Origin of the sequence: Anaerotignum propionicum, from assembly GCF_024461735.1 — a bacterium.
GTDB lineage: Bacteria > Bacillota > Clostridia > Lachnospirales > Anaerotignaceae > Chakrabartyella.
Window position 1 is genome coordinate 70893 of record NZ_JANGAD010000009.1, and the last position, 22465, is coordinate 93357.

Below are 22465 nucleotides of genomic sequence, written 5' to 3' on the forward strand. Positions count from 1 at the left end.
TGATAAAATAAAGAGCAATAGTCTGCATTTCTAATAAAGTGATGGGGGAAGCCATGAAAGAAGTAATCCGTAAAAACATTTTAGATTTACCATATAGTCTTCATGATGCCAGAGTAAGTAAAATCACAATGGAAGAGGAGAAAATCATCTTATATTTTAGTCAAGGTTTTTATGAACTCAGAAATGATGACTATTTAGCAGTTAAGGGAAAGAGCCTAATCAGTATTGAAGGTTGGGACTTAGATTTTTGTGCTGTCTATTTGTTTGATTCAGTGGGAAATAACGGAAAGCTTTCAGGTGAAAAATACAGGCTTGATGCTTTTATCAATAGATTTCCCCATATGGATTTTGAAATCATAGATGAGACCTATGGATACAATCAATCCAAGTTTTCGGGGTATTTTTATGAGGGGAACAAAATAAAGGAGTGTACGATTGACATTTATCATTTTGGAAATATGAAATATGTTGTTCAAAATAGCTAGATCCATCTGGAGAATTACTGCAAAGCATTCTAGGTAGATTAAACCTCCGAATTCTTTGCTTTTTTTATTGGAAAGAAGATTAGAATAACTGATATTGCATGCAGAGAATGTGTAATTGTGTTAAAATAATATCGGTGATTAAAAATGAAGATCGATCGATTACTTGAAATGGTTTATGTGCTTTTTGAGAAAAAAACAGTGACAGCGAAGGAACTTTCCAATTATTTTGAAGTATCTCAGAGAACCATATATAGAGATTTGGAAACGTTGAGCGCAGCGGGGATACCAATTTACACCAGTAAGGGTAAGGGTGGGGGTATTCGTCTATTGGACAATTATGTGATGAAAAAATCTATGGTTTCGGAAAAGGACCAGTTGGAAATAATTTCTTCTTTACAAGGCATGGAGTCTTTAAATGTACCGGGAGTTGAGCCGGTTCTTAAAAAACTGGGTGTTTTGTTTCAGCGTAACGACTCTAAATGGATTGATGTTGATTTTGCTCATTGGGGTAGTGGAGAAGATGAAAAGGAGAAATTTAAGAAGCTTAAAAACGCCATAATTCATAAAAAACGAATTCAATTTGATTATTATAGTACCAATGGTGAGAAATCAGAAAGGGTCATTGAACCACTGCAATTAATTTTCAAAGGACAGGCTTGGTATATTTACGGATTTTGTATGGTTAGAGATGATTATCGCATGTTTCGGGTAACCCGAATGAAAAACCTCAATGTTATTGCTGAGAGTTTTGAAAGATGTTTGGTAGAGGAAAGCCAAATTTATCAAACAGAAACAGGAATTCCAATTACTATGGTGTTAAAAATTGACCCTCCCATGGCATTTCGTGTTTATGATGAATTTGAACACGGAAAGATTGTAAAGAATGAGGATGGCAGTTTTACAGTAACAAAGACATTGCCTGAAAATGATTGGTTGTACGGATATATTTTGTCTTTTGGCGCCTCTGCTCAAGTGCTTCAGCCTATGCATCTTCAGAGTACTATTCGAGGGATTTTGGAGAAAAGCTTAATGAAATACATTTAATATGACATGATGGTGTCAGTTTTCATGTGGTATGCTTCTTTCATAATAGAGAAAAAGAGGTTTTGTATATGAATTATGAAGTAGTTGAACTGCGTGAAAAGAAGGTTGCGGGAATCAGAAGGAGAACAAGCAATAGCGATGCAAATATGAGTGCGGAAATTGGCTCGGCGTGGCAAAAGTTTTTTGAAGGAGGAATCTATGCTTCCATACCAGGAAAAATAAATGGCAAGACTCTGGGTGTTTATACAAATTATGAGAAAGACGTAAACGGTGCCTATGATGTTCTGGTATGCTGTGAGGTTGAGGCAGAGGCAAAACTGTCTGTGGATGTTTCAACAGAAATCATTCCAAAAGGCAAATACGCCAAGTTTGTGATTCACGGCGACGTAAAAGAAGCTGTACAAGCATTTTGGATTGAATTTTGGAAGATGGACTTAGATAGAAAGTATAGCTGTGACTTTGAAGAATATCAAGGTGGAGAAGATTTGAAACAAGCTGAAATACATGTGTATATTTCATTGAATTAAGGAGCTAGTTGGAACTGATTTCTGTTGACAGTTGCACTTGATTCGGAGATAGTTTACTATACAATTAATGGAACGGTAAGGCTAATTTAAAAGCGCTGGGTAGGCACAAAACGACACCACGCCAATTAAAACCAACGTCTTTTTGATGAATGACATTTATTATAAACGAGATTTTGACGGGAAAAAGCATGAAAAATATCTGGAAAAGAAGGGATTAAAATGGAATGGATACCTGCAAAAACAATCCTTTCCGGATACAGTGAAAATAACTTGTGGTTTGGAACGAACTATAATATGAACCTCTATAAAGGTTGTAACCATGGTTGCATTTATTGTGATAGCAGAAGTGATTGCTATGGCGTAGAATCCTTTGATAAAGTCCGCGCCAAGGAAAATTCTCTTTCTATTTTGGAGCGAGAGCTGAGAAGTAAACGAAAAAGGGGGGTTGTTGGCACGGGAGCAATGAGTGATCCCTATAACCCCTTTGAAAAGAAATATGAGCTTACGCGGGGAGCGTTGGAGCAGATCAATCGGTTTGGTTATGGAGTTGCCGTTGCAACAAAAAGCAATTTGGTTGAGCGAGACATTGATTTGCTCCAAGAAATATCTTCTCACTCTCCTGTTTTGATAAAACTAACAATCACTACGGCTGATGATGCCCTGTGCAAAAAAATAGAGCCCAATGCTTCCCTATCCTCGCAGCGCTTTGCTACCATCAAGAATCTGTCTCAGGCTGGGATTTTCGCGGGAATTTTATGCATGCCCATACTACCCTTTATAGAAGATAACGAAAACAATATTAAAGAGATTGTAGCGCAGGCTCATGATAACGGTGCAAAGTTTATCTATCCCGCATTTGGTGTAACATTAAGGCAGAATCAGCGGGAATGGTATTATGATAAGCTGGATAAATTGTTTCCCTCACTGAAAGAAAAATATATTAAAACCTATGGGAATTCTTACGAATGCAAATCTCTACATGGAAAAGAATTGTGGCGGATTTTTGGTGAAGAGTGTAAACGATACGGAATTTTATATAAAATGGATGAGATTGTTAGAGCGTATAAAAGCTACGGGCAACCGGTTCAGCTTTCATGGTTTTAGTTTTCTTACAGAAAAAGATGGGCTCTTAAGGATAACGCTAAAAATAAGTAAGGCTTACTGAATTCAAAGAGATAAAGTAAGCCTTTTTTATTTATAATAAATATAGTCTTTAACGAGTGCTTTAATCAGTAATACACAATGTTGAAAAATAGTGTGAAATGAATGTAAGAAGATGTAAATTCAATATAGATAGATTTCAATGGGGTATTCAATCGAATAGTATTACAAATTAAGTTGTACCTTTGACTGGATTTATATATTTCATACAGAAACGCTGTGGATTAGAATAAGTTATTTGTGAATTATTTCCTTATTTACCTTTACAATTCAAACAAAGAATGGTAAAATTTTACTATAAAGCAAGCGTTACAGTTTACTGATATATTTCAAGAAAGGGTGTTTATTATGTCTTATTCTCCAACGCTATCCTCTGGTTTTACAGCAGGAAGAAATTCCGGTAGATTTGTATCACCTCAATCTGGAATGTGCTCCTTTTGCACTGAGGATTGTAATGGAACTTGTGAAATTGCATTGGCGGCTGTATTAGGTGCCAGAACGGTTTATCCCATTACCACAGGCAATAATCAAATTGCCAGCGAAAAAGATTACCCTGTGGACTATTCTCATTTTAATATTAATGGCCGGGTTTTTGGCGCAGAGGGAACAGATAAAACTGAATCTGAATTATCCGTTTTTGACGTGAATTTGAAAACTACATATGGCACAAAGAATAAAATAAATATGAATCTTCCAATTATTCTGCCTGCACTAATAAAGCTAAATTGGAAAGATTACTTCGGCGGTGCGGCAATGGCAGGTGTGAGCTGTGTTATTGGTGAGGATGCCAGAAATAACGATTCTGCCTTGGTTATTGAGGATGGCAAAGTAAAAGAGTTTCCTCTTTTGCAAGAAATTATGGATTGCTATTTGCCCTTTTATCGTGGATTGGGACAATTAATTTTACAATGTAATGCTGATGATAACCTTATGGGTGTGCCTGAAATTGCTATTAAAAAATACGGCTATAAGGCAATTGAAATTAAGTTTGGACAAGGGGCAAAGGGTGTTCAGCCACTGAAGCGATTAACTAATTATAAAATGGCCATGGAGAAACAAGCAAGTGGGTGCATGGTGCATCCTAATCCCTTAGACCCTGAAATAAAAGAAGCTTATGAAAAGGGTGTCTGTCCCAGTTTTTATAGTTGCGGAAGATTTCCCGCATGGACTGAGGAGAATATAAAATTACATATCGAAAAATTAAGAGAATTAGGAGCAGAAAATATTTATTTTAAAATGGCAGGATATGACCAAGCAGATTTGGAACGTGTCCTTAGAATGGCTTGTGCAAATGAGGTGGATATGGTTACTTTCGATGGTGCCGGCGGTGGCTCAGGATACAGTCCTTCTAAAATGATGAATGAGTGGTCTTATCCTACCATTGTCCTTGAAAAAAAGGTGGTGGAAATTTGTAAAAGACTGAAAAAAGAAGGTTTTAATTTGCCAGCAATTACAATAACCGGTGGTTTTGCCAGTGAGGATCAGGTGTTTAAGGCACTGGCTCTTGGTGAAGGGTTTATCACATCTGTAGGGCTATGCAGATCAGCCATGGCCGCCGCTATGACTGGGCGTAAAATTGGTGAGGAAATCAAAGCCGGTAAAATTCCTGAATTATTCAAAGCTTTCGGGAAAACCGTAGAGGAAATTTATAGCGATTTGCCTGATTTGCGGGCAATTTACGGAAAAGAAGCGGAGACCTTTTCAACAGGTGCCATTGGAGTATTTTCATATCTGAATAAAATTGCCTTTGGTATCCAGCACTTTGCAGCCTTGAACCGAAAGTTTGACGTATCTCTTCTCAATTGTGATGATCTAATTCCATTGACTGGTGAAAGTGAAAAGCTGTTACAGTAAATTTTAAAAGAGGCTCAATCGAGCCTCTTTTTTATATAAGAAAAAGCTATTTGCATAAAAGGAAATATAAATCGTTCACATTTGTTCCAGTGGGGCCTGTAATGACTAATGCGTCGGCGAGGGCCAAGGCCTTATTAGAATCATTTTCTGCTAAGATTGCATCGATGGAGATACCTTTCTGGTCTAAGATTTTTTTTGTGTGACCATCCACTAGACCTCCTGCCGCATCGGTAGGCCCGTCGGTACCGTCTGAACCAACAGCACACACTGCAATATTAGTCATTCCTGGAATGGAAGCGGCGGCAGATAATGCAAGCTCTTGATTTCTCCCGCCTTTCCCTTTTCCTGTAATGCGCACAACGGTTTCGCCTCCGCAGATAATGGCGCATGGTGGTTTTAAAGGTAATCCATCTTTCTGAATCGTTTTGCCCATGGAAGCCAACAGGCGGCCTGCCTCTTTTGCTTCGCAATCCACAAAGGTAGAAAGAATGAGGGGAGTGTAACCTAGACGCTCAGCTTCCTCAGCCGCCGCAAGGCAAAGCTCTTTTACACTTCCTGTAATTAGCATTGTATTGTTTGGAACTTCTTTTGGCGTTTCCATAGAAAGCTCTTTTTTCATATCATCAGTCAGTTTTAGGCCGTATTTTTCCACGATTGCAAAAGCATCTTCGCTGGTTGAAGAATCAGCACATGTGGGGCCGGAGGCAATGGAATCCGGTCTGTCACCCAAAATATCGCTCAATGCAATGGTGTAAACATGAGCTGGAGCACACAGCGCAGCAAATTTCCCTCCTTTTACAGCAGAAAGATGCTTACGAATGGTATTAATTTCCACTATATCTGCACCGCATTTCAGTAATTGGTCTGTAATCTGCAAAAAGTCTGATAATTCTAAATTGCCGGCAGGTTTCTCAAACAGAGCCGAGCCGCCACCGGAAACTAGGAATATAACAGTATCCGTAGGGGAAAGATTTGATACAGCTTCAATAATTTTTGCTGTTCCCATTATTGTGTTATCATCAGGTAGAGGATGGGCGGCTTCTAAAATAGAGAAACCCTTAATATCCCCTTGACTGTGTTTATATTTGGTAAGCACGATTCCTTTTTTTATACGTTCTCCGAGAATTTCGGCGGCGGCATTTGCCATATTCCATGCAGCTTTCCCAATGGCAATTACAATAACTTCACCTTGAAAGGTTTGCCCTGCCAAAGCACGTTTGACTGCAGAATCGGGTAAAACTCGTTTTATTGAGCTTTGAATGATTTTTTGTGCATCCTCTTTTATTGTTGCCATCATTTCACCTCTTTGATATTTTTTTATTACCATTTTAAATTGGGATTAAAAAAGAATTGTTATTTTAGAATTTTTAAAGTATTTGTAATCTTTGAATTCATACTTCAAAAAATACAGGAAAGTATAAAACATCTATTTTTCTGAGAATAGAATACTCAGAAAACCTGAATATTCCTAGTGTTTTAAAATGTTTACAAAATGTTCATATTCCCTACATACCCAATTCATAAAGCTATTTTATCATAGAATCATCCTTAAAAGAAGCAAGGATAAAGCAAATAACATAGTAATACATACCCTCCCCTTTTAAAAGAGCCTATATGGCTCTTTTTTCATTGATTTTTTATCATAAAAATTTTTCTTAGAGTAAATTTATGCTATAATAAGGAATAACTTAGTAGGGATTAAAAAGAAAGAGGGGTAAAAAGCCGTGTATGATAAAAAGGAAATAAAAAGGTTATTGGATGAAAAAGGTCTTGCTTATGAATGGGTAGACCATGAAGCTGCTTTTACCATTGAAGATATGGTTCGTATGGGTTTTGATAAAGAGCTCGATGTGGCGAAAAATCTTTTTTTGCGAGATGGTAAAGGGGAAAACCACTATTTGATTGTGGTACGTTCTGATAAAAAGGTAAATTTGAAAGAATTTGGACAGGCATTTGGCTTGTCTAAGCTCTCTTTTGCATCGGAAGAGCGTTTGATGAAGTTTTTGGGTTTGAAAAAGGGCGCAGTAACCCCCCTAGGTGTTTTGAATGACACAGAAAAACAAGTAGAGGTATTCTTTGACCAGGATTTTTTGGAAATGAAGAAAATTGGTGTTCATCCCAATGATAATACAGCAACGGTATATTTACTGATCCAAGACCTTTTGGAGATGATTCAAGAGCATGGAAATCAGTTAAAGGTAGTTGGGATTCCTCAATAAATAAAGTCTGGGTTAAGGGATGATGTTTTATAGATTGTCTTCTTTATTCTAGGTTGTAGAGGCTTGAATGAGAAGGTTAATAATGGGTGATTTGTTTTTTGCTCCTAAATATCTTTTTAAGATTGTAAGTTTTAAGGAATTGTATGTTTAAGAAAAAATTCGTTGAGCCTAGGAAACTTCTATGTTATACTAAAATATAGCGGTTTTGCCAAAAATAGCATTGAAAGGGAAGAGCTATGAAGGATACAAGAAAACAAATAGCTGTTGATGAAACAGAATTGCTACGACAGCTGGATTATATGCAGGGCATACGTAAGATTAACGATGCCTATGAAACGGAAACAGGAAAAAAGAAGAAATTTTTTAGTCTGGCTATGGGATGTCAGATGAATGCTCATGATTCGGAAAAGCTGGAAGGTATGCTTGATAAAATGGGTTATGAGCAAACAGACGAAGAAACAGATGCAGATTTTATTATTTATAATACATGCTGTGTGCGTGAAAATGCAGAGCAAAAGGTGTATGGTAAATTGGGCTGGTTGAAGCATTATAAAAAGGACAAGCCTGATACTGTGATTGCGTTATGCGGTTGCATGATGCAGCAAGACAGCGTGATAAAGACATTAAGACAAAAGTATCGTCATGTTGATATTGTTTTTGGAACATACAATCTTTATAAATTGCCTGAGTTGATGAATACCCGCATGGAAAGCGGCGACACCATTTATGATATTTGGCAAGAGCAAGAGGAGATTGTGGAGGATTTGCCTAGTATCAGACATTTTCCATACAAAGCAGCTGTAAACATCATGTTTGGATGTAATAACTTTTGTACCTATTGCATCGTGCCTTATGTACGGGGAAGAGAGCGAAGCCGTGAGGCAGAGGATATTATCGCTGAGGTTAAAAAGCTTGCGGCAGATGGCGTGAAAGAAATTATGCTTTTGGGTCAAAATGTAAACTCATACGGAAAGAATTTGAGTAAGCCTGTTAGCTTTGCAAAACTTCTGCGCATGGTAAACGATGTGGAAGGAATAGAGAGAATTCGTTTTATGACCTCTCATCCTAAGGATTTATCTGATGAGCTTATTGAGGCCATGAAAGATTGCCCTAAGGTTTGCAAAAGCCTGCATTTGCCTGTACAGGCGGGCAGTAGTGAGATTTTGCGTCGTATGAACCGTAACTATACTAAGGAATCCTATTTAGAAACAGTGAGAAAAATAAAAGAGGCGATGCCTGATATTACTTTAAGCACTGATATTATTGTAGGTTTCCCCGGGGAAACAGAAGAAGATTTCCAAGAAACATTGGATGTTATTCGCAAGGTGGGTTACACCACAGCGTATACCTTCATTTACTCCAAGCGAACAGGAACGCCTGCGGCAACCATGGACAATCAGGTGGCAGAGGACGTAATTAAGGATCGTTTTGACCGTATGTTAAATGTTTTAAACCCGATGATTCATGAATTAAATGAAAAATTGGTGGGGAAAATCGTTAATGTGCTGGTGGAAGAACCTAGTAAGTCCAACAAAGATGTATTAACGGGCAGAGCGGATAATTATGCTCTGGTTCATTTTGAAGGCAGTAAAGATTTAATCGGGCAAATTGTTCCCGTTCGGATCATTGAAAATAAAACATTCTATTTTATTGCAGAAAGGGTTAATGGTGAATAAAAATGACATCTGTTTATGAATTAGCGAGAAACTTGGGCGAAGAATTAAAGAAAACTCCTCAGGTTGAAACTTTGCTTGCAGCAAAAAAGGCGTATGAGGAAAGCCCTGAAATCGCAACAGCAGTAGAGGAATATACAAAACTGCATCAGGAATTTGAAGCGAAAATGCAGGCTGGCGGTATTTCCGCAGAAGAGCAAAAGGCTTTTTCCGAAGATATGGCAAAAAGAGGCGAAGAAATCAGAAACAATAAAATTGCATCTGAATTATTTGCAGCTGAAATGAACTTTAATAACTTTATGAACTCAATTTTCACAATTGTGACTTCTACTTTGACAGGCGAAGATCCTGCACAGAGCGGATGCAGCCCTAGCTCCTGCGCTTCTTGCGGCGGCGGCTGCCACTAAGCACTCAAACGGATAAAGCGTTGGATAGATGCCCGAGCTCCCTTGCGGGGTTCGGGTTTTTACATAGTTTGAATTAACTAAACAGCAATATCATTGCTAGTAACATAAAAAGATTTGATGGAGAAACAACTAACTTAGAAAATTGAAAGTTGCCATTTGGTGATATATTTTGAGAAGCAATTGTCACCAAATACAATGATTGTATATATATTTTGAATGAAAAAGGAGGAGCGATCATGGCAAAAATCACGCCTATGATGCAGCAATACTTTGAGATAAAAGAAAATTATAAGCATTGCTTGCTATTTTTTCGCTTAGGTGATTTTTATGAAATGTTTTTCGAGGATGCGGTGATCGCCTCTAAGGAACTGGAAATTACCCTTACAGGGAAGGACTGGGGGCAGGAAGAACGGGCACCCATGTGTGGTGTTCCATTCCATTCTGCCGATGGATATATAGCCAGATTGGTGGAGAAGGGCTACAAGGTAGCCATTTGTGAACAAGTAGAAGACCCGAAATTGGCAAAAGGCTTAGTGAAAAGAGATGTTGTGCGGGTAATTACCCCTGGAACTGTTTTAGACAATGCTGTTTTGGATGAAAGAAAAAATAACTATATTCTTGCAGTGTATAGCAGTGGTGCGGGTTATGGTATTGCTGCCTGTGATGTGAGCACAGGAGAATTTCAAACAACAGAGTTTACAAGCATACAGGCGGCGAATAAAATTTTGGATGAAATTGCGCGTTTTGCCCCTGCGGAGGTTATCTGCAATGAGTCCTTTTTGAATAATCCTTTGTGTAATGAAATCAAGGATCGGTTTTATTATTTTTTGAATGATATTGATAATCGAATGTTTGATTTTGCTACGGCAAAAGACACCATTTTGAAGCATTTTCAAGTGAAAACCTTGGATGGATATGGCTTGAGTAAAAAACCTTCAGCTGTTGCGGCGGCAGGGGGATTGCTCTGGTATCTCTTAGAGACCCAGAAGAATGAATTAAGCCATATTTCTACGGTAAAATATTATACCACAGGCGATTTTATGCTTTTGGATGTTTCCAGCCGTCGGAATTTAGAACTAACAGAAACCATGCGGGAAAAAAGCCGTAAGGGTTCTTTATTATGGGTTTTGGACAAAACTCAGACCGCCATGGGTGCAAGATTGCTTCGTAAATGGATTGAACAGCCCTTGCTATCCTCAGAAGAAATTCATAAAAGACTGGATGGCGTGGAAGAGCTTTTTGGAGACTTATTTCTAAGGGAAGAAATCAAGGATATTTTGCACTCTATGTATGATTTTGAGCGCATTATGAGCCGGGTGATTTTTCAAAATGCAAACGCCAGAGATTTGGCGGCATTAAAGAATTCCATTGAAAATCTGCCGCTATTAAAAAATATATTATCAAGGTGCAAAAGCCCCTATTTGGCGGAGATTTGTGAGAAGCTGGACCCTTTGGAAAATATACATACCTTAATCGAGCAGGCGATTGTGGAAGACCCTCCTTTTTCTGTAAGAGAAGGTGGCATGATTAAGCAGGGCTTTCATAGTGAGCTGGATACCTTTGCCCAAGCCAAGGAAAAAGGAACCACTTGGATTCACCAAATGGAAGAAGAAGAGAAAGAAAAAACAGGCATTAAAAACCTGAAAATTCGATTCAATAAGGTTTTTGGTTATTATATAGAAGTTACAAGGTCAAACATGAAAGAGGTTCCCCCTCATTATATACGCAAGCAAACCCTTGCAAACTGCGAACGCTATATAACGCCGGAGCTGAACGAATTGGCTGAATTGATTTTAGGTGCAGAAGAAAAAATTACTGCCTTGGAATATCAGATTTTTACGGAAATCAGAAATGCGGTGGCGGCAGAGGTTGAGCGTATACAATATTGCGCTTATATGGTATCTGTGGTGGATGCCCTCCAATCCTTTGCTGAAGTTGCCCAGAGCATGAATTATATAAAGCCAGTTGTGGACGAGGGAGATGTCATCACTGTTACTGGTGGGCGCCACCCTGTTGTGGAAAAGATGACTAAGGGACAATTTATTCCCAATGACATCTATTTGGATCAAGAAGAAACTAGATTGGCTATTATTACAGGGCCTAATATGGCAGGGAAGTCAACATATATGCGTCAAACAGCGTTAATTGTTTTAATGGCGCAGATTGGCAGTTTTGTTCCTGCGGATTCTGCCAATATCGGCATCGTAGACCGTATTTTCACTAGAGTTGGCGCGTCCGATGATTTAAGCGCAGGACAAAGCACCTTTATGGTGGAAATGTCCGAGGTTGCAAATATTTTAAATAATGCAACGGCAAAAAGCCTTTTGATTTTAGACGAAATTGGGCGAGGAACCAGCACCTTTGATGGATTAAGCATTGCATGGGCAGTTTTAGAATACATTGCTGATGAAAAACAAATTGGCGCAAAAACCCTATTTGCCACCCATTATCATGAGCTTTCGGAACTGGAGGGCAAGCTTCCAGGTGTGAAGAATTATTGCATAGCTGTGCAGGAAATGGGCGAAGATATTATCTTCCTTCGCAAAATCAAGCGCGGCGGGGCGGACCATAGCTATGGTGTACAGGTTGCAAGGCTGGCAGGTCTTCCGACAAAGGTGATCCGTCGCAGCGGGCAGATTTTAAAACAGCTGAATGCTGCGGATATAACAAAAAAGGCAAAGAAAATTGCAGTTGAAGCTCAAGAACAGGCTGAAGATTTGGCAAAACAAATAGACATGTTTTCTGTAAAGGAAAATCAAATGATAGACGAAATTTCCAAGTTGGATGTTATGGCAATGACACCCATTGAAGCATTGCAGACCCTTTTTGAATTGCAGAAAAAGGCAAAGGGTTTGTAAACGAAAGGAGGATATCCTTGCAATCAATCAGAATTTTAGATACAAAAACCATCAATAAAATTGCCGCCGGTGAAGTTGTGGAAGGGCCTAAGTCTGTTGTAAAGGAATTGGTTGAAAATGCCATTGATGCGGGGGCAACCGCTGTAACTGTGGAAGTCAAAGAAGGCGGGATTTCTTATATTCGTATTATGGATAATGGATGCGGCATACCAAAGGAGCAGGTGAAAACGGCTTTTTTACGTCATGCCACAAGTAAAATGAGTGAAATTGAAGATTTAGAGCATATTTTCACATTGGGTTTTCGTGGAGAGGCCTTGGCCAGCATTGCCGGTGTGGCACAGGTTGAAATGCTGACAAAAACCAGAGATGAAGAGACAGGTACGTTTATTGAAATCAGCGGAGGGGAAATTAAGAATATACAAGATACCTCCTGCACAGAAGGGACTACCATAACGGTAAAGAATTTATTTTACAATGTTCCTGCCAGACGAAAATTCTTGAAGAAGCCTGCAACAGAAAGCGGATTTGTTTCAGACCTGATGAATAAACTGGCTTTAGGGCATCCGGAGGTGTCATTTCGGTTTATCAATAACGATACAACTATGCTGCATACAGCGGGAAATGGAGAGCTTAAGGCTTCTGTTTTTTATGTATATGGCAAAGAAGCCGCTAACAGCATGGTTCCCTTGGAATACAAAAAAGGAGAGTATGACCTTACAGGATTAATTGGTAAGCCTGAGCTTTCAAGGGGAAACCGAAATTACGAAAATCTATTTATTAATGGGCGATTCATAAAGAACAAGATGGTTGCAACGGCAGTTGAGGATGCCTACAAGACAAGGTTATTAATTGGCAAATTTCCAATTTTTGTGTTGAATTTACAAATTAACCCTAGTCAGGTTGATGTCAACGTGCACCCCGCAAAGCTAGAGGTTCGTTTTAAGAATGATGACCAAATATACGAATTTTTTTATGATGCTGTTTCTAAAACCTTAGACCAGCAGGTTTTGATCCCACAAGTTGGTTGGGATAAAACCCCTGCTGTAAAAACGACGGAAAAAAATATTGAGATAGAACAGCAAAAAATTGAAGACATACCTGTGTACAAGAGCATACCCAGCTCTTTTACCCAAGAAAGAGCATCCTCTGGAGGCATGGGTAAAAGCGTTGACCAACTACTGAATAGACAACAAGGTACTCAAAATCAAGTGCTGCAAAGGGCGGAGTCTTTTTTGATTGACCCGGTGGTTGCGGTTGAAAAAGATGAGATTGTTCCACAAAACCCTCAGGTGAATGAAGTTTCTAATTCCCAAATTGATCGGAATGAGGGCAGGGTAGTGGAACCCAAGGTAGAGCCGTTTTTTAAGCAATATAAATTGATTGGCCAGATTTTTCAGACCTATTGGATGATTGAGCAAGGGGAGTGTCTTTATTTGATAGACCAGCATGCCGCCCATGAACGTATTTTGTTTGAAGAATTTATGACTCGCTTCAAAGAGGAAGATATGGCTTCACAAAAGCTTTTACTTCCACAAATGCTGAATTTATCTTCATCTGAAATTGAAATTTTGAAGGAAAATCAATCCCTTTTGGAAGGGTTTGGGTTTGAATTTGAAACCTTTGGACAAAATCAATATGCACTGAAGGCTGTCCCTTATTTGCTAAAGGAACCCAGCGGTGCAGGTTTTTTTACAGAGATTTTGGATAGTCTTTCGGAGCAAAAAATTCGTTCCGTATATGATATGAAATTATTGGCTGTGGCAACAATGGCTTGTAAAGCTGCGGTAAAAGGACATGACCGACTAAGCTTTCAGGAAGCAGAGGCTATGATTGGAAGGCTGTTAAAGCTGGAGAATCCCTTTACCTGCCCCCATGGACGACCAACAATTATTGAAATGACAAAGTATGAGCTGGAGAAAAAATTTAAGCGAATCCAGAATTAAAGGGTGATAAAATGAAAAAACCTTTGGTAATGATTGGAGGCCCTACCGCCTGCGGAAAAACGGCTATGTCCATAGAATTAGCAAAACGAATCAACGGAGAGGTGATTTCCGGGGATTCCATGCAGATTTACCGCTATATGGATATTGGGACTGCCAAAGTAACAGAGGAAGAAAAACAAGGCATTCCTCACTATTTGGTAGATGAACTGAATCCTGATGAGGAATTTAACGTAATGATTTTTCAGCAAAAAGCAAAAGCCTATATGAAAGAAATATGGGCCAAGGGTAAAATTCCCATTATAGTAGGGGGCACGGGATTTTATATGAATGCTTTGCTGTATGATACTGATTTTACAGAGACGGAAAATGACACGTCTTTTCGTGAAGAATGTTACAAACAAGCCCGGAATGAAGGGGCTGAAGTTTTATTTGAAAGGCTGAAAAAGATTGATCCGGAATATGCTGAGATAATTCATGCAAATAATGTGAAGCGTGTTGCCCGAGCTTTGGAATACCATTTCCTAACTGGGGAAAAATTTTCACAGCATAATGCTGAGCAAAGGGAGAAAGAAAGTCCTTATCAAGCCGCAGTTATTATTTTAACCATGGAAAGAGAGAAGCTTTATCAGCGGATTAATGATAGGGTTGATTTGATGATGGAGCAAGGGTTGTTGGCTGAGGTAAAGGGCTTATTGGAAAAAGGATACTCGCCGGATTTGGTCTCTATGCAAGGGTTGGGGTACAAGGAATTCATGCCTTATTTTCGAGGAGAATGCAGCTTAGACGATGCTGTTGAGCAGTTAAAAAAGGGCACACGGCATTTTGCAAAACGTCAGTTGACTTGGTTCCGTCGCCAGATTGATGGACTATGGGTGGATTTATCTAAGGCTGATTTGGATTTGGCTATGACAGATGTCATGGAATATTTACGGGAAAGAAGTATTTTGGAAAAATAATTGAAAAGAAGTGATGCCTATGATGACAACGGAAATCCTTGGGTTTACAATTTTTGATCTTTATTTCTATTTTATGATATATAGCTTTCTAGGTTGGGCCTTAGAGTCAGCCTATGTTTCTGCCTCCAATAAAACTTGGACAAACCGTGGGTTTATCAGTGGTCCCCTTTGCCCCATTTATGGAACGGGGGCAACATTGGTGATTGTGGCTCTAACACCTTTTAAAAATAACCTGTTGTTGATGTTTTTGGGCGGCGTGTTGATTGCAACGGTTGTTGAATATGTAATTGCTTTGCTGCTGGAAAAGATTTTCCATGCCACATGGTGGGATTACAGCCAGATGCGATTTCAACTGCAAGGAAGAATTTGCTTAAGGCGTTCCTTGGAATGGGGAGCACTTACCGTTGTGATGATGCACTTAATTCAACCTCCCATTCAGCGTTTTGTTGCATGGATTCCTCGTGCTGGCGGAGAATTTGTAGGGGTATTGCTACTGATGTATCTCATGGCAGATGCTAGTGTTACGGTAATGAAGATTTTCCAATTAAAAGAAAAAATTGCAAGGCTTGAGGAAGCTGGGCTTGGTTTGCGTGAAAAAATGGAAACAATTAGTTTGTTAGAAGCAAAAAAAGAACTGTTGGATTATCTGGAAGGCTTGCCAATTGCAGAAGCTATGAATAATTTGAAGACAAGGCTTGAGGAGCAGAACGGACAGTTGATGCAGTTAAGAACGGAAGAACGATTAAGATTTGAATTTTTTCTGTCTGAAATGAAAGAGAAGCTAGAAAAGCGTGAAAGAATTTTAAAGAAGAATACGTTAACAGAACGTCGTATTGCAAAGGCATTCCCTCGCCTATATTTTAAAAACTATAACGAGGCTTTTGCATCATTAAAAGAAGAACTTTTGAAAAAAAAGAAGAATAAGTGAAGAAAGGAAATGGGCAATGAAAAAGCAATTTGCAAAAAAAATCGCCTTGCTTTTGGCGATAACCTTATGTCTGGGTACTGCCTCCTGTGGTAAAAAGGAGGAGCCAAAAAGTGAAAATGCAGAAAATAAAGTGCAAAATGTAGAGTCCACCGAAAAAGCGGAGACCCCTGATGCGCCGGCACTGCAAACAGCCTTTTTACAGGCAAACAATGCACCTACAATTACTGCAGGAACTGCAATTTTGGTGGAGCAATCCACAGGGACAATTTTGTTTGAGAAAAATGCAAAGGATAAAATGTATCCCGCAAGTATGACCAAGATGGTAACTGCCTTAGTGGTTATGGATTATTTTAAACCGGAAGAGCTTATTACCGTGGGCACTGAAATTAATGAGGTTTCTCTTGACTCTAGCAAAGCGGGTCATGTGAATGGGGAAACCTTGACGGTGAAAAACTTAATTCGAGGTTTAATCATTCCATCAGGAAATGATTCTGCCAATGTTTTAGCCACTGCAGTAGCTAAAAAAGTAAAAAATAATCAGAGCATATCTTTTGCGGAATGTCAGGATATTTTTGCTGGACTTATGAATGACAAAGCTAAGGCTTTGGGGGCAGTGAATACCCATTTTACCAATGCTCATGGTTATCATGATGAAAATCATTATAGCTGTGCTTATGATATGGCATTGTTTGGACGAGCGTATCTTGAAAACAGTACCCTTGCGGAAATAGCTAATGAAAAGAGCTTCTCCGGAAATGGTGCAGATAATATGTTTGCCCAGAACCAAGAAAAGAAGACTCAAGATTATTCATGGAAAAGTCATAACCTTTTAATAACAAGCAATGAATATAACTATAGCTATGCATCTGGTATTAAAACAGGCTTTACCAATGAAGCAGGTGACTGCGTATCTGCGGCGGCGAAAAAGGATGGTGTAACCTTAATTGCCATTATCTTTAATTCTCCTGATCCTGCAAGATGGTTGGATGCAAAGAGCTTATTTGAATATGGTTATAATGGGTATGAAAAGGTTGAGCTTGGAAAGGCCGCAACTGTGGTTGAGGCTGTACCGTTGGTGAAGCATAAACGTTTAGAGGGTGATACCCTTGATGTTGTTTTCCAGCGGGATGTTGTTGCTTACCTTCCTACTGGTGAAGCTTCAAAAGTAACAAAGACCATGGAATATGAGCAGGAATATTTAGCCGAGAGTAAGGATGACGTGGTGAAATTAAAAGCGCCCATTAAAAAGGATGCCAAAGTTGGAACGGCCTCCTTCCAAATTGGCGGTAAAACAGTGCTGACAGAACCTGTTTATGCAGGTCGTGAAGTATCTAAGGGCACCATTTGGAGCAGTATTCATTATTTCTTTAAAAACTTTACCTCCGTTGTGTTCTCTGTGAAAGGCCTTATTGGTTTAGGTATCATTGTTGCTGTGGGGGCGTTAATATTCTTTGGTGCTCAGTTCATTGGTGGACGCAGAAGAAGATCGGCAAGGGGATATTCCTTCCGTCAGCCTATTTCCCGCAGGGGCAATAGAAAAGGAAAAAGAAGATTCTAAAGATTAGGCACGAATGCATTTATCTGTACTTCTGTAATTTATTCCGTACAGTTAAACTTTTTAGTAGAAACTGCATGTAGTAAACTGCTTTGCAGCTGAAAGTGCCATGGAAAAAGGCTGGTATCCAATGAAAAGATACCAGCCTTACTTTTATTATATAATCAAATGAGTTCATGTTTTTTGATGTAACAAATTCCAATTGCGGTGGGACCTGCATGAGTCCCTATGGTAATGCCAACTTGTGCTAACGGTGGGTCAGCTAATTCAAAGCCTTCTGCCAATAATTCCTCTGCCAGTTCCTCTGTGGCTGCTTTACGTTCTTTTTCAGCATAAATCAGAAGTACACGATATTGATCTTTTTTATCTCCAATTTCCTCACGGGTCATCTCTAAAATGGTGCGCAGAGCCTTTTTATGACCCCTCACTTTACTCTCGGGGAACAGCTCGCCATGCTGAGCAACAATAATTGGTTTAATGTTTAAAATAGTTCCCGCTAAAGCCGCGGCTTTCCCGATGCGCCCGCCTTTTTGCAGATGTTCCAAGGAGTCTACAGTAAAGTTGATTTTGGTGGTACCTTTTAAGGCGTCAATTTTTTCTAATTGCTGCTCTAAAGTATAACCTTCGTCTCGCATTCGGATTACTTCCCAAACCAGTAAGCCTTGAATGCCTGTTACGTTTCTGGAATCCAAAACCTCAATGCGCGCTTCAGGGTAAGTTTCTGATAAGATGCTTTTCGCATTCATTGCACTTTGATAGGAGCCGCTAAAATTAGAGGTCAAGCATAAACATAGAATATCCTTCCCTTCTTTTAGATAGGGCTCAAAAACATCAAGATAATCTTGAATGGTTGGTTGGGATGTTTTTGGAAATATGCCATGTTCATTAATTTTGTCGTAGAATGCATTTGGTGTCAATTCATAAATTTCTTTATAATATGTTTCGCCGTCAAAGGAAACAAAAAAGGGCACTACACCCAGGTTGGCTTGCTTTATGTATTCCGGCGCAATATCACAAGAGCTGTCGGAAATAATTTGATATGGTCTCATAGAGTACCTCCATGTATATGTAAATCTTTGATTAAGTTATCTTATTCTAAAGCATATTCAATTCTATGTCAATAAACGAAAAGGAGTATTTGCCTTTCTTAGGGAAGGGTGGTATACTTTGGAAAGGTAAAAAGGGGGTGGATAAATGGGCAGAATATTAGTGGTAGCGGAGAAGCCGTCGGTGGCTCGGGATATCGCTAAAACACTGGGCGCAGGGCAAAAAGGCGATGGTTGTTTGCTGGGCGAAAAGTATGTGGTTTCGTGGGCAATTGGTCATCTGGTTACGTTGGCAGAACCGGAGGAATATGGCGAAAAATTTAAGAAATGGAGCTTTGCTTCCTTGCCCATTATTCCCGAGGAAATGGAATTAAAGGCAATTAAAAATACCCGTTCCCAATTGAAGGTACTGCATAAGTGGATGAATGACAAAGAGATTGCGTCAATTATTTGCGCAACAGATAGTGGGCGTGAGGGCGAATTGATCTTCCGCTATATATACGAAATCACAAAGTGCAAAAAGCCATTTCAACGTCTTTGGATATCAAGCATGACAGAACAGGCAATCAAAGAAGGCTTTGCAAATTTGAAGGATAGCACAGCCTATGATTTATTATATCATTCAGCTAAGTGCCGTTCGGAGGCAGATTGGCTGGTTGGCATGAATGCCACAAGGGCATATACTTTGCGGTATCAAGTTCTTTTAAGCATTGGGCGGGTGCAAACACCTACTTTGGCATTAATCGTGGACAAGCAAAAAGAAATCAATGCATTTGTATCTAAGGATTATTATGAAATACAGACGGTTTTTGATGGATTTCATGGCTTTTGGATTGATGATGAGGAGCAAACCAAAATTGAAAATGAAGCTGTGGCGAAAGAAATTTCTGAAAAGATAAATGAACAAGAAGCTCTTGTGAGCAAAGTGGAAAAGGAAGAGAAAAGAATACCAGCCCCGCTATTGTATGATTTAACGGAGCTTCAGCGTGAATGCAATAGAAAATTCGGGTATTCTGCAAAAAAAACGTTAGATATTGCACAAAACCTATACGAAAAAAGAAAAATGATTACCTATCCTAGAACGGACAGCCGTTATTTGAGCGACGATATGAAGGGAAAGGTTCAAAATACAATGAAACGGCTCGGGGAGACCCAGCCTTTTGAGGAATTTGCCACGTCTTTACTCAATGGAGAAAAATTGTCATTTAGTAAACGAATTATTGACAATTCAAAAGTGACGGATCACCATGCCATCATACCTACAGATGTGCGTCCACGGTTAGATAGCTTAGCGGAAGAAGAGAAAAATGTGTTTCTTTTGGTAGCCGCAAGATTTATCAGTGCGTTTTACCCTCATTATCGTTATGAGGTGACCAAGGCATATTTTACTTGTGGGGATGAACGTCTTTTATCCAAAGGAACAGTAGTTTTGGAAGAAGGCTGGCAGGGTGTTGAGCGAAGGATCGTTCCTGTGAAAGGGAAAAAAGAGAGGGGAAGCGAGGAACAAAAGCTTCCACCTTTGACAGCGGGAGAGCTTCATAAGATTATGGAGGCTAAGGTGTTGAAGAAGAAAACAACCCCTCCCAAAGCATATACAGAAAGCAGTTTGCTCTCGGCAATGGAAAACGCAGGTCGCTTCGTTGAGGATGAAACATTGAAAGAACAGATGAAGGATAGTGGTTTAGGCACTCCTGCTACCAGAGCGGCAATTATTGAGCGGTTGCTCTCCGTTGGCTACATCACGAGAAAGGGAAAGAATTTGATTCCCACGGAAAAAGGCATGCAATTAATTCAAGTCGTTCCTGAGGAATTACGCTCTCCACAAACAACAGGAAAATGGGAAAAAGGCCTTTCCTCCATTGCTAAGGGAAACATGGAGGAAGATCGATTTATGGCAAGCATAAAGCGCTATGTCTCCTTCCTTGTGGAGGATGCAATAAAAAGAAAAACAGATATTGTTTTTCCCGAAGAAGTAAAAAAAGGGATGAAAAAGGGCGGAAAATCTCTTGGAAAATGTCCCATTTGTAAGGAAGGCGACATACTGGAGAATAGTAAAGCTTATTTTTGCGGTAAGTGGAAATCCGGCTGCAAATTTACTGTTTGGAAGGATAGCCTTACCCCTTATGGAATTGAGCTAAATAGCAAAACCATTCAGAAGCTATTAAAAGATGAGAAAATTCCTGATGTAGCAGTTACCTTACCTCAAACAGGTGAAAAAGGGAAGTCAACCATGCTTTTTTCTGCGGATGGTAAGGGTCGAATTGAATTGATGGATTTTACAAGGACTGAAATAATAAAGGGAGAGGAATCTTCCCAAGCAAACGAAGGAGAGTAGAAATAAATGAGCAGTATGTACCAAGTATTAGGAATTGCACCTGAGATAGAGGCATTTTGTGAAAAGATATTGGAAGACTTACAGGAACGTTTTCAGAGCATTGATACTGTAGCGGAGTATAATCAGTGCAAGGTAATTGCGGCAATGCAAAAGGAACGTGTGGATGCCTCTTGCTTTGCGGGAAGCACAGGTTATGGATATAATGATGCAGGAAGGGATACTTTGGAGCGGGTGTATGCCGCATGTTTCCAAACTGAGACGGCTTTGGTACGCCCTCAAATCACTTGTGGAACCCATGCGCTGGCAGTTGCCCTTTCGGCAAATTTATTGCCGGGGGACGAGCTTCTTTCTCCAGCAGGAAAACCTTATGATACCTTAGAGGAGGTTATAGGTATTCGTGAGTCTCCCTGCTCTTTAAAGGAATATGGTGTAAGCTATCGTCAGGTGGATTTGTTAGAGGATGGATCCTTTGATTATGAAAATATTCGTAAGGCAATCAATGAAAAAACCAAGCTGATTACCATTCAACGCTCCAAGGGATATCAAATGCGCCCAACATTTTCTGTTGAGAAAATCGGTAAGCTTATAGCCTTTGTAAAGGAAATAAAACCTGATGTAATTTGTATGGTTGACAATTGTTATGGTGAATTTGTTGAAAAAATAGAGCCATCCAACGTTGGTGCAGATATGATTGTCGGCTCCTTGATAAAAAATCCCGGTGGTGGTTTAGCTCCCGTAGGGGGATATATTTGTGGAACGCAAGCTTGTATTGACCGTTGTGCTTACCGTTTGAGCGCACCTGGATTAGGGCAGGAGGTAGGTGCCAGCTTAGATTTGATGCGTTCTTTGTATCAAGGCTTTTTCCTCTCCCCAAATGTGGTGGCAGGGGCACTAAAAGGTGCTATATTTGCCGCAAATGTTTATGAGAAGCTTGGTTTTCGTGTGATCCCAAATAGTACGGAATCTCGCCATGATATCATTCAGGCGGTGGAGTTGGGCACGGCAGAGGGCGTTATTGCTTTTTGTGAGGGCATTCAGGCAGCTGCACCTGTAGATAGCTATGTTAAGCCTGTGCCTTATGCAATGCCCGGCTATAACTGTGATGTTATTATGGCTGCAGGGGCGTTTGTACAGGGTTCTTCTATAGAACTGAGCGCCGATGGCCCTATTCGCCCGCCATATTCTGTTTATTTTCAAGGCGGTTTGACTTGGTTTCATGCAAAATTTGGTATTATGATGTCCTTGCAAAAGCTGTATGAAAAAAATCTAGTGGATTTGAATTAAATTTGATGAACAATTAGATAAAATTACAGAATTTGATGCAAGTATCAAAAATGATAAGTTATTTATTTGAAGGCGTAAATAAATTTGAAGAATTTATATCTTCGTTATATCCAATCAGTGATTCTCTAAAAGAAAAAATGCGGGAACAAATTAAACTTTTAATAGATGATGAAGACATTTATAAAAGCTA

The 22465-nt window shown here is 39.5% G+C and carries 17 protein-coding genes; 15 read left to right on the top strand and 2 right to left on the bottom strand.

Annotated elements, in window-relative coordinates; genetic code table 11:
• The first annotated feature begins 53 nt into the window (after positions 1–53).
• The 5 genes from NE558_RS12130 to NE558_RS12150 all read left to right on the top strand — a co-directional run bounded on the left by NE558_RS12130 (position 54) and on the right by NE558_RS12150 (position 5071).
• Positions 54–485: a hypothetical protein gene (locus tag NE558_RS12130; RefSeq protein WP_256150370.1), complete on the top strand. Its 432-nt coding sequence runs from the start codon at positions 54–56 to the stop codon at positions 483–485.
• A 144-nt stretch (positions 486–629) separates the two neighbouring features.
• A complete protein-coding gene (locus tag NE558_RS12135) occupies positions 630–1529 on the top strand; it encodes a helix-turn-helix transcriptional regulator (protein WP_256150371.1) in 900 nt (299 codons plus the stop codon).
• Between the two features lie 68 nt (positions 1530–1597).
• The gene (locus tag NE558_RS12140; protein WP_256150372.1) at positions 1598–2056 is read left to right on the top strand and encodes a GyrI-like domain-containing protein; all 459 of its coding nucleotides are present in this window, start codon (positions 1598–1600) and stop codon (positions 2054–2056) included.
• A gap of 219 nt (positions 2057–2275) precedes the next feature.
• A complete protein-coding gene (locus NE558_RS12145; protein ID WP_256150373.1) occupies positions 2276–3160 on the top strand; it encodes an SPL family radical SAM protein in 885 nt (294 codons plus the stop codon).
• Between the two features lie 405 nt (positions 3161–3565).
• Positions 3566–5071: a glutamate synthase-related protein gene (locus NE558_RS12150; protein ID WP_256150374.1), complete on the top strand. Its 1506-nt coding sequence runs from the start codon at positions 3566–3568 to the stop codon at positions 5069–5071.
• A gap of 46 nt (positions 5072–5117) precedes the next feature.
• Here NE558_RS12150 and NE558_RS12155 read toward each other — a convergent pair whose 3' ends face one another.
• Positions 5118–6365: a glycerate kinase type-2 family protein gene (locus NE558_RS12155; RefSeq protein WP_256150375.1), complete on the bottom strand. Its 1248-nt coding sequence runs from the start codon at positions 6363–6365 to the stop codon at positions 5118–5120.
• Between the two features lie 430 nt (positions 6366–6795).
• On the opposite strand from NE558_RS12155, the gene NE558_RS12160 reads away from it, so the two are divergent.
• From NE558_RS12160 to NE558_RS12195, 8 genes are all read left to right on the top strand, one after another.
• The gene (locus NE558_RS12160) at positions 6796–7290 is read left to right on the top strand and encodes a prolyl-tRNA synthetase associated domain-containing protein (RefSeq protein WP_256150376.1); all 495 of its coding nucleotides are present in this window, start codon (positions 6796–6798) and stop codon (positions 7288–7290) included.
• Between the two features lie 236 nt (positions 7291–7526).
• Positions 7527–8966 (top strand): tRNA (N6-isopentenyl adenosine(37)-C2)-methylthiotransferase MiaB, encoded by a 1440-nt coding sequence (gene miaB, locus NE558_RS12165; RefSeq protein ID WP_256150377.1) that lies wholly within the window; start codon positions 7527–7529, stop codon positions 8964–8966.
• Positions 8967–8968: 2 nt separating this feature from the next.
• Positions 8969–9370, top strand: coding sequence for a YlbF family regulator (locus tag NE558_RS12170; protein ID WP_066049166.1), 402 nt, complete (start codon positions 8969–8971; stop codon positions 9368–9370).
• Positions 9371–9606: 236 nt separating this feature from the next.
• Complete coding sequence (mutS, locus tag NE558_RS12175) at positions 9607–12228, top strand: DNA mismatch repair protein MutS (RefSeq protein ID WP_256150378.1); 2622 nt, start codon at positions 9607–9609, stop codon at positions 12226–12228.
• Positions 12229–12245: 17 nt separating this feature from the next.
• Positions 12246–14171, top strand: coding sequence for a DNA mismatch repair endonuclease MutL (mutL, locus tag NE558_RS12180; RefSeq protein WP_256150380.1), 1926 nt, complete (start codon positions 12246–12248; stop codon positions 14169–14171).
• Positions 14172–14182: 11 nt separating this feature from the next.
• Positions 14183–15127: a tRNA (adenosine(37)-N6)-dimethylallyltransferase MiaA gene (gene miaA / locus NE558_RS12185; protein ID WP_256150381.1), complete on the top strand. Its 945-nt coding sequence runs from the start codon at positions 14183–14185 to the stop codon at positions 15125–15127.
• 19 nt (positions 15128–15146) lie between these two features.
• On the top strand, positions 15147–16055 hold the full coding sequence (locus tag NE558_RS12190) for a putative ABC transporter permease (protein ID WP_256150382.1): 909 nt from the start codon (positions 15147–15149) through the stop codon (positions 16053–16055).
• 16 nt (positions 16056–16071) lie between these two features.
• Entirely contained in the window at positions 16072–17613 is a 1542-nt protein-coding gene (locus NE558_RS12195; RefSeq protein WP_256150383.1) for a D-alanyl-D-alanine carboxypeptidase family protein, read from the top strand.
• Positions 17614–17774: 161 nt separating this feature from the next.
• On the opposite strand, the gene NE558_RS12200 is transcribed toward NE558_RS12195, so the two are convergent.
• Positions 17775–18659, bottom strand: a complete 885-nt coding sequence (locus NE558_RS12200; protein WP_256150384.1) for a DegV family protein — start codon at positions 18657–18659, stop codon at positions 17775–17777.
• Between the two features lie 145 nt (positions 18660–18804).
• Here NE558_RS12200 and NE558_RS12205 point away from each other — a divergent pair, with 145 nt between their 5' ends.
• Both NE558_RS12205 and NE558_RS12210 read left to right on the top strand, forming a co-directional pair.
• The gene (locus NE558_RS12205; RefSeq protein WP_256150385.1) at positions 18805–20991 is read left to right on the top strand and encodes a DNA topoisomerase III; all 2187 of its coding nucleotides are present in this window, start codon (positions 18805–18807) and stop codon (positions 20989–20991) included.
• A gap of 15 nt (positions 20992–21006) precedes the next feature.
• Positions 21007–22275 carry an aminotransferase class I/II-fold pyridoxal phosphate-dependent enzyme gene (locus NE558_RS12210; protein ID WP_420314599.1) on the top strand — a complete coding sequence of 423 codons (1269 nt, stop codon included), beginning with the start codon at positions 21007–21009 and terminating at the stop codon, positions 22273–22275.
• Positions 22276–22465: the final 190 nt, after the last annotated feature.

Excerpts from the sequence above, each read along its gene's own strand:
- NE558_RS12130 (WP_256150370.1), top strand. The coding sequence starts at position 54 with ATGAAAGAAGTAATCCGTAAAAACATTTTAGATTTACCATATAGTCTT.
- NE558_RS12135 (WP_256150371.1), top strand. The coding sequence starts at position 630 with ATGAAGATCGATCGATTACTTGAAATGGTTTATGTGCTTTTTGAGAAA.
- NE558_RS12140 (WP_256150372.1), top strand. The coding sequence starts at position 1,598 with ATGAATTATGAAGTAGTTGAACTGCGTGAAAAGAAGGTTGCGGGAATC.
- NE558_RS12145 (WP_256150373.1), top strand. The coding sequence starts at position 2,276 with ATGGAATGGATACCTGCAAAAACAATCCTTTCCGGATACAGTGAAAAT.
- NE558_RS12150 (WP_256150374.1), top strand. The coding sequence starts at position 3,566 with ATGTCTTATTCTCCAACGCTATCCTCTGGTTTTACAGCAGGAAGAAAT.
- NE558_RS12155 (WP_256150375.1), bottom strand. The coding sequence starts at position 6,365 with ATGGCAACAATAAAAGAGGATGCACAAAAAATCATTCAAAGCTCAATA.
- miaB (WP_256150377.1), top strand. The coding sequence starts at position 7,527 with ATGAAGGATACAAGAAAACAAATAGCTGTTGATGAAACAGAATTGCTA.
- NE558_RS12170 (WP_066049166.1), top strand. The coding sequence starts at position 8,969 with ATGACATCTGTTTATGAATTAGCGAGAAACTTGGGCGAAGAATTAAAG.
- mutS (WP_256150378.1), top strand. The coding sequence starts at position 9,607 with ATGGCAAAAATCACGCCTATGATGCAGCAATACTTTGAGATAAAAGAA.
- miaA (WP_256150381.1), top strand. The coding sequence starts at position 14,183 with ATGAAAAAACCTTTGGTAATGATTGGAGGCCCTACCGCCTGCGGAAAA.
- NE558_RS12190 (WP_256150382.1), top strand. The coding sequence starts at position 15,147 with ATGATGACAACGGAAATCCTTGGGTTTACAATTTTTGATCTTTATTTC.
- NE558_RS12195 (WP_256150383.1), top strand. The coding sequence starts at position 16,072 with ATGAAAAAGCAATTTGCAAAAAAAATCGCCTTGCTTTTGGCGATAACC.
- NE558_RS12200 (WP_256150384.1), bottom strand. The coding sequence starts at position 18,659 with ATGAGACCATATCAAATTATTTCCGACAGCTCTTGTGATATTGCGCCG.
- NE558_RS12205 (WP_256150385.1), top strand. The coding sequence starts at position 18,805 with ATGGGCAGAATATTAGTGGTAGCGGAGAAGCCGTCGGTGGCTCGGGAT.
- NE558_RS12210 (WP_420314599.1), top strand. The coding sequence starts at position 21,007 with ATGTACCAAGTATTAGGAATTGCACCTGAGATAGAGGCATTTTGTGAA.